At 36.5% G+C, this 12,836-nt stretch carries 9 protein-coding genes; 3 read left to right on the top strand and 6 right to left on the bottom strand.

All coding sequences use genetic code 11. The features are described from left to right. The first annotated feature begins 35 nt into the window (after positions 1-35). The gene (locus JKA74_RS14975) at positions 36-1,394 is read left to right on the top strand and encodes a sensor histidine kinase (RefSeq protein ID WP_236587841.1); all 1,359 of its coding nucleotides are present in this window, start codon (positions 36-38) and stop codon (positions 1,392-1,394) included. Between the two features lie 145 nt (positions 1,395-1,539). On the opposite strand, the gene JKA74_RS14970 is transcribed toward JKA74_RS14975, so the two are convergent. From JKA74_RS14970 to tsaD, 6 genes are all read right to left on the bottom strand, one after another. Next, positions 1,540-2,865: an IS4 family transposase gene (locus JKA74_RS14970; RefSeq protein WP_317193610.1), complete on the bottom strand. Its 1,326-nt coding sequence runs from the start codon at positions 2,863-2,865 to the stop codon at positions 1,540-1,542. A gap of 376 nt (positions 2,866-3,241) precedes the next feature. Then, positions 3,242-3,769, bottom strand: coding sequence for an HNH endonuclease (locus JKA74_RS14965; protein ID WP_201432023.1), 528 nt, complete (start codon positions 3,767-3,769; stop codon positions 3,242-3,244). Positions 3,770-3,833: 64 nt separating this feature from the next. Further along, positions 3,834-4,625, bottom strand: a complete 792-nt coding sequence (locus JKA74_RS14960) for a C40 family peptidase (protein WP_201432022.1) — start codon at positions 4,623-4,625, stop codon at positions 3,834-3,836. A gap of 3 nt (positions 4,626-4,628) precedes the next feature. Continuing rightward, on the bottom strand, positions 4,629-5,093 hold the full coding sequence (smpB, locus tag JKA74_RS14955) for an SsrA-binding protein SmpB (protein ID WP_201432021.1): 465 nt from the start codon (positions 5,091-5,093) through the stop codon (positions 4,629-4,631). An 89-nt stretch (positions 5,094-5,182) separates the two neighbouring features. After that, positions 5,183-5,581, bottom strand: coding sequence for a thioesterase family protein (locus JKA74_RS14950; RefSeq protein ID WP_201432020.1), 399 nt, complete (start codon positions 5,579-5,581; stop codon positions 5,183-5,185). A gap of 10 nt (positions 5,582-5,591) precedes the next feature. Beyond that, positions 5,592-6,602 (bottom strand): tRNA (adenosine(37)-N6)-threonylcarbamoyltransferase complex transferase subunit TsaD, encoded by a 1,011-nt coding sequence (gene tsaD / locus JKA74_RS14945; RefSeq protein WP_201432019.1) that lies wholly within the window; start codon positions 6,600-6,602, stop codon positions 5,592-5,594. A 3-nt stretch (positions 6,603-6,605) separates the two neighbouring features. Here tsaD and JKA74_RS14940 point away from each other — a divergent pair, with 3 nt between their 5' ends. Further along, the gene (locus JKA74_RS14940) at positions 6,606-11,234 is read left to right on the top strand and encodes a translocation/assembly module TamB domain-containing protein (protein WP_201432018.1); all 4,629 of its coding nucleotides are present in this window, start codon (positions 6,606-6,608) and stop codon (positions 11,232-11,234) included. Between the two features lie 57 nt (positions 11,235-11,291). Next, positions 11,292-12,590, top strand: coding sequence for a cryptochrome/photolyase family protein (locus JKA74_RS14935; protein ID WP_201432017.1), 1,299 nt, complete (start codon positions 11,292-11,294; stop codon positions 12,588-12,590). Positions 12,591-12,836: the final 246 nt, after the last annotated feature.

Here is a 12,836-nt window from a genome sequence, read left to right as displayed (position 1 = left end):
GATTAAATAACAATTCCAAACTTACCCAAAAACAATTGATACTTAAAAGATTTAGTGTTGGCCTGATTTTTCGATTGGTATTAATATTTGCCGTACTAAGTTTTATGGCCTATTTATTCCAGACTACTCCCAATTTTTTGGCGCCTGCCGTGCTTTTTTTCGTTGTAGTATTCCAATTCCTTGAGCTCTACAACTATGTAAATACCATCAACAAAAAAGTAATCCGTTTTTTGGAATCCGTCCGTTATTCCGATTTTTCTTCAGGGTTTTCTGCTGACAATAAATTAGGTAAATCCTTTAAGTTGTTGAATCAATCCTTTCATGAAGTTTTGGAAATATTTCGGGAAACAAGGGCTGAAAAGGAACAACACCTGATCATGATCTCCACCATTTTGCAAAATATACAAACCGGCATTATTTCTTTTGACACAAGTGGGGAAATTGGTTTGATCAATAGCATGACCAAAAAATTATTGCTGACTTCCCAAATCAAAAACATGTCAGACATCAAATTTAATCAGCCCAGGCTATATGAACATTTGATCAATCTAAAGCCGGGGAAGAGTGACTTGGTTATTGTTAATAATGATATCAAACTGGCTTTGAATAGTACCATACTACGAATGGGCAATAAGGATTGGAAGATAGTATCCATTCATAACATTTATTCGGAACTACAACAAAATGAGTTAAATGCCTGGCAAAATCTAACAAAAGTTTTAAGGCATGAGATCATGAATTCAGTAACGCCAATTGCCACTCTGGTGAGCTCCATGAACGATATTTTGGAAGAGGATGTAATCAAACTGCCAAATTCTTATGAATTACCAATTGAAGCGCATGAAGATATAAAATTAGGCTTAAAAACTATTGAAAACAGGAGCCGCGGACTAGTGAATTTCATCAATGCTTACAGAGATTACACTAATATTCCGGCACCAAAATTCACCTCTATTTCTGCACAACAATTAATTCACTATGTCACCAAACTTTTAAAGGAAGACCTGCAAAACCGGGGCATCAAATTGCAACTCAATTTACCTGAAATAGATATCCAACTATGGGCTGATGAAGAACAAGTACAGCTAATTCTTATTAATTTAATTAAAAATGCCAAAGAGGCTTTAGTTAATTGTTTGAACCCCACATTGACGATTACTATTATTACCACTCAGAATTTCTACTACATCAATGTGGAAGATAATGGGGAAGGAATAGTACCTGAAGCATTGGAAAGGATCTTTATTCCCTTTTTCACTACTAAGAAAGAAGGTTCCGGAATTGGTTTGTCTTTGTCCCGTCAAATTATGCAGTTGCATAACGGCAAGTTAAGTGTGAGTTCCACTCCCAATATCAGTACAACTTTCACTCTTCAATTTCCCAGGAAGAAATAAATTATCAACTACTGTAGTCTGATTAAAAAGTGATAAAATTCTACAGCCACCAAAGTTTGTGTCTCAAAAACTTTCTTCTAATTGAAAAGGTGCGTTTTAGCAAACTACACCTAAGCTCGTTTGTGGGGACACCATAGCCGTTAACTTAGTGGGTTAAAAATGAGTTTAATATCTGATAACTAGTAGGTTTAGATCCTTTAGCTTCACACTCTGTGTTTTCAATTAAGGGGAGAAATTCCTCTGTAAGCCACCTTTTCAAATTCATTTTTTTCAAAATCACCAACCGTAATGTATAAGAGAAGTTATTGCACCTTTTAAAGAATTTCAAGATACTTACTCCTTTTCCAGGGGAGCTGTTTTTCACATAATGATTTGTCAGCTGAAACAAGTGCCAATTAATTAATACCCATAACAGCCTGGCCAGTAATTGACATTCTAAACGTTCCTTTTTTACTTTTTTCACTTTATTAATTGAAAAAAACGACTTCCATGTTTTAAAAACCAGTTCAATTTGCCAACGTAGCTGATATGTCTTTTTTATGTCTCCCATGGATAGCACATCCCTACCCACATTGGTGATAAATGCATTGTACCTACACCTGATCTTATGATCCTTAGAAACACCTACCTTTCGGCTTTTGGCTGAATTTTCAGCTTGTTTTAATCTGCTTTTATATTCCTCATCATTTACTCTGAACAATACCACACGACACTTTAATCTATGGTTGTTAAATATTTCCATGTCCATATCTAAGGCTTGTGCATCTGTTTTCCTGAATTTTTGATCAATACCCTTCCATGTTAAAGGCTCTCCTGCTGAATTATAAAGTCCGGCTTGGGGAGGTAAACGGTTTAGAAAATAAGCTTCGGCTTCTTTAATAGCATTTAAATAACTTGCACTAATGTACCCCAGGTCCCTGATGTATAAATCGCCCTTTTCTAGAAGGTGAGCCGTTTCCCTGGAACTTTTTTTATCATTGGTTTTAATATTTGTCAATTCAAGAGAAGTCCATTTACCGCTCACAAGGTCATACTCATATTGCAGGTTCATCACCCCGTTCTTTTTACTGAAATTATTGAAGCTTGGGTAATCACCATTATAAATGGAAGGCAATGAAAATTTACTGGAATCCTTGATTTTAATACTGTTAAAGTGTTGTTTAAGCTTATCGTCTATAGAAAGATCGATTTGATTGGCAATCTGTAACTTCAGCAATTCTTCCATGAAGGTTACTGCTTGTGGAGTAAATTTTTTATGAAGTGCCTCCTTACTGACATCTATTTCAAATTCCTTGTTTAAATCAGCTGCTATGTCAGGTAAGCTGGTATTGGCTTGGTTGTTTACAGAGAAGGTCAAAGCGTTGGTGAATTCAAAAGCTGATAGCTTTCTTACCCTTTCTATAAAGCCTGATGTTTTACCAATTTCATTAATTGCCTCTTCTGAAAGGCAACCATCAAAAGTGCTCTTAATCTGATTAGAATAACGATTTACGAATGATTTTTGATTAATTTCTAGTGTGTTTCTCCCCTGTATTTCGTATATTCACATAATGATAAGGGTCAAAAAAGTTGACCCTTATCTAAAAATAAAGAAAATATTATGGGGAGAAAACTTAAGAAAAGTCACCGAAGGGATGAGCCCTAGGGCTGTCCTATGCTCTATTCAAAAATCTGCTGATAATCAGATAATTACCTCAAGATCGCTTCTTAAGTTAACGGCTATGGTGGGGACACAAAACGAGGGCGGGCATGATAGTTAGCTTTTGACCTGTGCTGTCCAAGTGGGTCGGTAGATTATTGGGTGTGGGGGCTTTAAGGCACTTATCAGGAGCACCCTTTTTAAGAAATCACGACCTTACCAATATTTCCTTTGTCTTAAGAAAAGGGAGCCAGTTTTCACTGACGGAACCTGAAAAATCTCTTATAAACATCACATAGCTGGGCTTAAAAGGTACTCTTCTAAGTACCATTCCACTCTCTTCAGGTTTTGCATCGCCTTTTCTGGCGTTACACCTTTTACATGCTGTTACTAAATTATTCCACGAAGACTTCCCTCCTTTAGATCTGGGAATTAAATGATCCAAAGTCAGATCTTTCTGAACACCACAATATTGGCAGGTATGGGCATCTCTTTTGAAAACATTTTGCCTCGTGAGCATCACTCCTTTATAGGGTCTGTTCACATAACTAATTAAGCGGATTACTGATGGTAAAGGAAATGCTTTTGTAATAGTTCTTAATTTAAAAACATCATCTGTTTCTAAAATTTCAGCCTTATTTAAATAAACCAATAAAAATGCTTTCTGAATATTACAGACAGTGATGGGGCTATAATCCTGATTCAATACAAGGGCTCGCTTACTACCAATTCTCATGACCATTACATTTATTTAATGATGCATAAAATACAGTCTTCCCACTTCCCTATCAAGGCTTATTTCATGCTAAAATTCTTCTTATATCTGTTAAATAATGTGTATAACTCTTTTGTTCAATATTGAATATACCATTTTCATCTATTAATTCAATTTTCACTTTGCCGGAAGCATGAAGAATTGTTTGATTCTCCAGCAAAATACCTACATGAACTACTTTTCTTTCCTCGTTTCTAAAGAAAGCCAAATCCCCGGGTTTGGAATTTTCAAGTGAATCCACTGACTTTCCCTGGCTTACCTGCTCACTTGCATCCCTGAATAAATGATAGCCACATATCCTGAAAACTATTTGGGTATAGCCGGAGCAATCTATACCAAATGGTGACTTTCCTCCCCACATATATGGCGCATTCAGATATTTCATACCAATGGACTTACAGTATTCAAAATCTCTCCTGGCACTTAAGCTTTTTGCCTCACCGTTAAACCCCAGGTGTTCCTCAATTTTAAATATTTCATTGGTATTAATAGGTATTATGCTTCCAATAGTGACGGGTAAAAGGCTTTTCTGATAAAGAATTGAAGCCGTTAAATCGGTACATATTTTATAATCTGAATGGTTGATTTGATCAAAATATTCATCTGTAATAGCATGAAATTGCTTCACATCAATCCATCCCTCGTATCCATCAAAATGGATTTTTATTTTAATCCATTTACCATTCTCACTCACTTCCAATACCTTATAATGGTCTCCAAATAATAGTTGAGTAACCATTTCTGCAGTATCTGCCCCGCTTTTCCGTACCGGGATTACACTTAAACGACTAATACCTTTCTGACCTTCTTCAATCATATATTAAAACTTCATCTTCGACAATTCCCTTTTCATATCCTTGTCTTTAATACTATCACGCTTATCATGAATTTTCTTACCTTTTGCCAACGCGACTTCCAACTTAGCCAATCCTCTGCTATTTAGAAACAATTTTGTAGGAATAAGGGTAAGGCCTTTCTCTTCCATCCGTTTCTTGATTTTAGCAATTTCCTGTTTCTTTAGCAAAAGTTTCCTTTCACGTTTTTCTTCATGATTATAATGTGTGCCCAACTCATACTGTCCTATATGTAAGCCACGTACAAATACTTCATTTCTATGAATGTAGCAATAGGATTCCTGTAAATTCACCTTATTTAACCGGATTGCCTTAATTTCTGTTCCTTGTAAGACTATTCCTGTAATATAAGTATCAAGCCATTCATATTCATAGCGGGCCTTTTTATTTTTGACTAATATGGAAGCACTAAAATTTTTCTTATCGGTCATAATTCTCTTCTAATGGATAATCTCACTTAATAATTATCCTGATCACTTAATATTGTCAGCTTAATACGATTTATAAACCCAAAATAGGATTATTTATTTTTAATTTTTTCAAAAATAGCTGCAATTTTTTCTTTGGGTAAGATTCTCTGGCCTGTTTCTCCGGTAGCTACAACTCTTTGATTCACTCTGGCTACAAAACTACAAAGGATTTCTTTCTCTTCAATTCTCTCAAACTTCCCCACTATAGTCACTTCTTCTCCTATTAAAGCAGGGGCGCGATGTTGAATGTTAAGACTGGTTCCTATTCCTTCTTCCCCTATTTCCAGCATGTCCAAAACAAAAAGCCTGGTACACCATTCTATTTCCTTTGCCAGAGTAAAGGTAGCACAAACAGAATGAACTTTTTGTACATCAAACTCAGCAACATCCTTCTCTTTCACAATGAAGGAATGGGACTTTTCATCGCCTCTTTGGAAAATATCTCTCATGTTAATCTACCTAAACAGAAAATTTCATTCTTGGTTGCGGAGATGCATCCATACCTAAGAAATCATTTTGTAAATATTTAAAATGGGCAGTCATGGCAATCATGGCAGCATTATCGGTACAATATTCAAATTTAGGAATATATACCTGCCACTCAAGGTTCCGGCCCTCATCAGCCAGGGTTTTCCTGAGATAGGAATTAGCTGATACGCCACCAGCAATTGCAATTTCTTTAATACCTGTATGCTTTGAGGCTTTACGTAATTTCTGTAAGAGGGTAGCAATTAACCGATGCTGTACACTGGCACAAATATCATGAAGGTGGTTTTTTACAAAATTCTCGTCTTTCTTGGTTTCTCGCTGAAGAAAATAAAGCACAGCTGTCTTTATCCCACTAAAAGAATAGTTAAAGCCTTGCATTTCTGTTTCAGGAAAACCAAAAGCATGTGGATTCCCTTCTTTGGCATATTGATCTATCATCGGCCCGCCCGGATACGGTAAACCTATGATTTTGGCAATTTTATCGAAGGCCTCTCCTACTGCATCATCCTGGGTTTCTCCCAAAATTTCCATTTCCAGGTAATCATTTACTTTAACAATTTGGGTATGTCCCCCACTTACTGTCAGACATAAAAAAGGAAATTTAGGCTTAGGATCATCAATAAAATGAGCCAAAATATGCGCCTGCATGTGATTAACGCCTATTAATGGTATGTTCAAGGCTGAAGCCAGGGATTTTGCAAAGCTACTCCCAACTAATAAAGCACCTAATAATCCAGGTCCTTGCGTAAAAGCTACTGCATTTAATTGCTGTTTATGTATCTTTGCACCTGAAAGTGCTTGATCTATTACCGGAACGATATGTTGCTGATGTGCGCGGGAGGCAAGTTCAGGAACTACTCCCCCATACTGTTCGTGAACAGATTGTGTGGCAACAATGTTGTTAAGTACTTTCCCGTTTTGAATGACAGCCGCTGAAGTTTCATCACAGGATGACTCAATAGCTAAAATAGTTAAATCCATAGATTGAAGAAGGAAAAAAATTTAACGCAAGGTATTAAAAAAGGTGTTGCAAAAGTAATTTTGTGGCTATTCCTTATACTGTTTTTTACACTTAGCTTTATTGTGTTAGCTATGCAATCTTCCTATGTCCAAACACGTGTGGCGCAAATGGGCAGTGATTATTTAAGTGACAAACTAGGATTTGAAGTAACCATAAGTAAAATAAACGTTGACTGGTTCGATCAGATTACTATCTCAGATCTGGGTATTAAAAACACAGATCAGTCGCCATTTATAAATACCAAAGAATTGGTAGTCAATTATGACATCAAAGAACTGCTAACTGCTCAAAACATCCTACTTAATGATGTTACTCTTTCTAATGGGAATGTTATGATGATCAGAAAAAAAGGCGATGATTATTTTAACATAGATTACTTAATTGAAGCTATTCGTAACCTAACTGATATGCCCACAGACAGTGTGGCCAGAGCCCCTAAGAATTTACTGATTAATCATATTATCCTTGAGGACCTGGTTTTCGGTATTATTAACTATGATAGAGATAGCATTCAGGAGGGATTCAACTATAACCAATTTATTCTCACTGATTTAAATGCTGAAGTACATGATTTTTCCAGCAGGAGGGATACTATTCAAATGCAAATTGAACGATTGACAGCCATAGATTCAGCTTCCGGGCTTCTTCTTAAAAACATTCAATCAGATTTTGAAATATCCCAAAGTAAATTGGCCCTGACCAACCTCAAACTTGAGATTAACGAAAGTATTATTCAGGACTCCCTCATCCTCACTTATAATGGCATGCCCAATCTTTCTTACTTTGTGGACTCTGTAAACATAGCAGCAGATTTTAAAAATACAGAAATCCATGCAGCTGACCTGGCTTACTTTGCCCCATACCTTAAACGTTATGATGAAAAAATAACACTTTCAGGTAATTTTAAAGGGAAAGTAAAAAATTTCGTTGCCAGAAACCTTAACCTTTCTTTCGGACAGAGCAGCAGTATAGCGGGGAGGCTGGAAATGGATGGACTTCCTGAAATTTCAGAATCCTTCATTAATTTCAACTTAAGCAATGCCACCTTGTCTCCACAAGATCTAAAGCAATATGTAAGAGACAGCCTTACCAATAAAAAGCTTGATATCCTGGGCACTACTAGTTTTTCAGGAAAATTTATTGGCTTTACAAATGACTTTGTAGCCAATGGTGTCTTTAATACAAAATTAGGAAGGATAGAATCCGATATTAACTTGAAAGTAGCTGAAAAAACTGGCAATACAGAATATAAGGGAAGCATTTCAACCTATAATTTTGATTTAGGAACGCTAATGGAAAATGACTCACTCGTTCAAAAACTCCAAATGACAGGTAATATCAATGGCAAAGGTTTAACCCTTGCAACAGCCAATTTAAAACTTAATGCCAATATCAGTCTGATAGGAATTAATGGATATGAGTATCAAAACATTACCACCAATGCTCAATTGGCCAAAGAGTTTTTTAATGGGAAATTAACCGTCAACGATCCGCTCCTGAAGCTTGCAATGGAAGGTTCAATTGATCTCAGAAATAATAAGAACATCATTAATATAATGGCTGATCTGGATACTATCAATCTGAAATCCCTCAATATCACTAAACAAGATGTTGTTATTAAAGCTTCAGGAACTCTGGATGGACGTGGAATTCAATTGGATAGTATTGTAGGCAATGCCTTTCTCCAAAATGTGTATGCTGAATACAGGGGCAATACCTTCACATTAGATACGCTTAATGTAAATACAGAAAAGAAAGATGGCCACAGGCAATTATTTATTGATTCAGACCTGCTGACCGGCTCTATCAATGGCAGGTATTTATTTAGCCAATTATCAAAAGACATTAACACATTGGTTAAAGAATTCCAAATGAATATTAAAAATGATGCAGCAGTGCTGGAAGAATATTATGGTAATATTGACCCCTACAAAGAATATGATAAATATCAGGTATTATATGATCTTAAGATAAAGAAAATCAATCCTCTCATTCAGTTATTTTTACCTGAACTTTACATTAGTCCCGGAACAAACATTGCCGGTAGTTTTATCAATGGTCAAAATAGTATTTTCAACTTCGCAGCCAAGATAGATTCTATTAATTTTAATCAAACAGCATTTAAAAACAATGAAATCGATTTAACCTTTTCCAAGGATCATGCTGATAAAAACGTTTTGGGAATGGGTTATGTATATTCCCGATCCCAACAGTTTTCCAAAAATTTAAATACGGAAAATATTGAAGCTGAACTTATCTGGACCGGTAATACCATTAATTTTAATGGATTTGTGCAGCAACCACAATATAATAATGACCTCGATCTGGCAGGGATCATTACCTTTCTGGATGACAGCACTTCTATTGAAATTACTCAATCAAGAATTAATGCTTTGGAAAACATCTGGCGTTTTGAAGACAATAATCTGGCTATTCTGTCCAACGGGAACTATATGTTTGAGAATTTTGGCATCTCCACTGGCAAAGAAAAAATTGTCCTCAATGGAGAATTATCAAGTGACTCAACAAAAGCTTTGAATATAAGAGTGGATAGCTTCAATGTTGAGAATGTGAATAGTCTTTTGGCTGACAGGGATTACAAAGGTGCTATTAATGGGTTTGTCACCATTCAAAACTACAGAGGGGAGTATCTTATTGACAGTGATATTGATATAAGCAATTTTTACATTGATGAATTCCTGATCGGTAATATCAGTGGAGATACAGAATGGAGGGCTCAGGATGAAAAAATGGTTATGAATTTCATTGTCAATAGAAATAATAAAGACATTGTTTCTATTAATGGATCCTATGAACCCGGGGCAAAAGACAATTCTTTGGATTTGGATGCGAAATTAACAGAAGCCAATCTTATTATTGCAGAACCATTTATTAGCAGTATTTTCTCTGATATTAGAGGAAAAGTAAATGGAGAATTTAAAATCACTGGAAATTTAAAATATCCTGTCATCAAGGGAATTGGAAAAGTGAATGACGGAACCTTAAGAGTAAATTACCTAAATACCTATTATAGTTTTTCGGGAAATGTAGGTTTCGATCAGGATAAAGTATCACTCCTGAACATTCAGTTGATAGATAACCAGGGTAATCTGGGTGGTATTTCAGGAGATCTCCTTCATGATGGTTTTACGGATCTTAGGCTCGATTTGTCCGGAAGAATGTATGCATTCAATGTGCTCAATACCACAGCAGCTGACAATGAGCTCTATTATGGAAATGCTAACGTTTCAGGAGATGTAAGCTTCAAGGGTCCTGTAAACAACCTTACGATAGAGGCAAATGCAAAATCAGAAAAGGGAACCCGTCTGTTTATACCTGTGGAAAGCACCTCTTCAGTGGCAAAAGAAGATTTTATCCATTTCATTAACGTGAAAGATACTGCCAACCGAAAGGACGGCACAATAAATGAAGTAGGCGAAGTTGATGTAACCGGAGTAAACCTGAATTTCGATTTGGAAATCACTCCTGATGCTTATGCCGAAATTATTTTTGATATAAAGTCAGGAGATATTATTCGGGGAAGGGGAAATGGTAAGATAAGTCTGAACATTGACTCAAATGGCTCATTTTCCATGTTGGGAGATTATACTCTCACGGAAGGCGGTTACAATTTCACTCTTTATAATATCATCAATAAAGAGTTTAAAATACAGCCTGGCAGTAGGATTTCTTGGGAAGGAGATCCTTACGGAGGAATACTTGACATCAAAGCCATTTATGAACAGAATGTTTCCCTTCTGCCCATAATAGATACAGTGTATAGTAGCAGCCCTGAATTAAAAAGAAGGTATCCGGCCAAGGTAATTTTGGACCTACAAGGTGATTTGTTAAAACCCCGGGTAGATTTTGACATAGACATTACCGGTTACCCTGACAATATCACTTCCGAACAAGGGCAACCGCTGGCGTTAGGAACTGAAATGGCCGCTTTCAAAACAGAGTTGGCCTCCGATGAACAAGAGCTGAAAAGACAAGTTTTTAGTTTGATCATATTGAGACGGCTTTCTCCAAGAGCCTCTTTTGCCGTAAGTGGCTCCGTAGGTAATTCTGTAAGTGAGTTTCTTTCTAACCAGCTAAGCTATTGGGTAACACAAATTGATGAGAACCTTGAAATTGACGTAGACTTTGGATCTTTTGACCAGGAGCAATTTAATACTTTCCAGCTTAGGCTTTCCTACAGTTTTTTGGATGGAAGATTAAGGGTGACCCGGGATGGTGGTTTTACACAAGGTGTTACAGATGACGTAAACCAGGAAATATTGGGAATACTGGGTGATTGGTCAGTAGAGTATTTGTTATCCAAAGATGGAAAGTTGAGGGTGAAAATATATAATAGAACAAACTTCAATACTTTAGACAGGATAAACAATACAGCTTCAACCAGTACAGGGGTAAGTTTGCTCCATGTAAGTAGTTTTAACCAAATCAGGGACATCTTCAATAAAAACAAGCAAAAAGAAGAGCAGGAAGAAGAAGAAGTACAGGAAAAAGAAAGTCCGCAAAATGAGGAAAACGAAGAAATTGACATCCGGTCAGAAGCAATAATGAGGGAAGAGGAAGAAAATCCCTAAAATACTAAACTATCAGCTCCCCCGACTGTTTAACTTGCCTAAGTTAAAAGTAAATTGGTGGAAAAATTAAATATATTCTGGTTCAGGAGAGACCTCAGGCTTTTTGATAATACAGGCCTTTATTATGCCCAAAATGAGAAAAAACCTGTATTGCCCATTTTTATTTTCGATACAGAAATACTTAATGATCTTGTAGATAAAAAAGATGCACGTGTGAGTTTTATACATCATACTTTAAAGGAAATAGATCTGCAATTGAAAAAACTCGGCTCAGGTCTGTTGATTCTCCACGGAAAGCCTGAAGAAGTATTTGAGAAACTGATAAAGGACTATGAAATCGATACAGTTTTTACCAACAGGGATTATGAGCCCTATGCGAAAGAACGTGATCAAAAAATTGATGATTTGTTAAAAAAGAATGGTATTGATTTTTTAGATTTCAAAGATCATGTCATTTTTGAAGAGAAAGAGATTTTAAACGGCTCAGAAGAACCCTACAAGGTATTTACACCTTACAAAAATAAGTGGTTGGAAAGCCTGAAAAACAATCAACTCCAGCCTTTTGACGTACAACTATCGGTAGACAAATTTTATCAATTTGAACCTGAATTCCCTGATTTGGAAAGCATAGGCTTTGAAAAAAGCACTATTGAAATAGCAGACAAGTCTTATCCGGAAGAAATTATTAAAAAATATGACAAGTTACGAGACTACCCCGCTAAAAATGGTACCTCCAGGCTGGGAATTCACCTAAGATTTGGCACCATCAGTATCCGGCAGGCTGTAAAAAAAGCCCAGGCTTTAAATGACACCTGGCTCAATGAACTCATCTGGAGAGAATTCTACAGTATGATCTTAGGAAACTTCCCTCATGTTATGAACGCAGCCTTTAAATCAAAATATGATGCCATTCCATGGAGAAATGAGGAGGAAGATTTTGAAAAATGGTGTCAGGGAAAAACAGGCTACCCTATAGTGGATGCCGGTATGCGTGAGCTCAATTCCACCGGTTATATGCATAACAGGGTAAGAATGATCACAGCCAGTTTCCTTACCAAACATTTACTGATAGATTGGAGATGGGGCGAAGCCTATTTTGCCGAAAAACTACTGGACTATGAATTATCTTCTAACAATGGAGGATGGCAATGGGCTGCAGGCACAGGCACAGATGCGCAACCGTATTTCCGCATATTCAATCCCTACAGCCAGACAGATAAATTCGACAAAGAAAATAAATATATCAAAAAATGGATTCCGGAACTAAATACCAAAGAATATCCTGAGCCAATGGTAGATCATAAATTTGCCAGACAACGGGCACTGGATACTTATAAACAAGCTTTGGATCAATAAAAAATGAAGCTATTGTACAAAGGATTAACTATATAAAGTCTGTTATTAAATTTTACGGTCATCAGACAAATAAATTTACTGAACATATTATTATCTACATGGTATGCCAACTCGTCCCTTAGGACGAAAGCGCGTGGGTCGACAAAAAGGCGGGACTGCGCTGAATTGCAGCGTAGAAGCATCTTTTTGTCTTGACTTTTCCCGAAGGGATGCCTTTGGCGTTCTATCTTTTCTGTCAAGAAAAAA

Source organism: Marivirga aurantiaca (assembly GCF_016679925.1).
In the GTDB taxonomy this organism is placed as follows: domain Bacteria; phylum Bacteroidota; class Bacteroidia; order Cytophagales; family Cyclobacteriaceae; genus Marivirga; species Marivirga aurantiaca.
Note: the sequence above shows the minus strand (reverse complement) of the source record. Positions and strands in the feature narration are given on the sequence as shown.

Bases quoted from the DNA above. Each gene is read 5' to 3' on its own strand.
- JKA74_RS14965 (WP_201432023.1), bottom strand. From the start codon at position 3,769: ATGAGAATTGGTAGTAAGCGAGCCCTTGTATTGAATCAGGATTATAGC.
- smpB (WP_201432021.1), bottom strand. From the start codon at position 5,093: ATGACCGATAAGAAAAATTTTAGTGCTTCCATATTAGTCAAAAATAAA.
- JKA74_RS14960 (WP_201432022.1), bottom strand. From the start codon at position 4,625: ATGATTGAAGAAGGTCAGAAAGGTATTAGTCGTTTAAGTGTAATCCCG.
- tsaD (WP_201432019.1), bottom strand. From the start codon at position 6,602: ATGGATTTAACTATTTTAGCTATTGAGTCATCCTGTGATGAAACTTCA.
- JKA74_RS14950 (WP_201432020.1), bottom strand. From the start codon at position 5,581: ATGAGAGATATTTTCCAAAGAGGCGATGAAAAGTCCCATTCCTTCATT.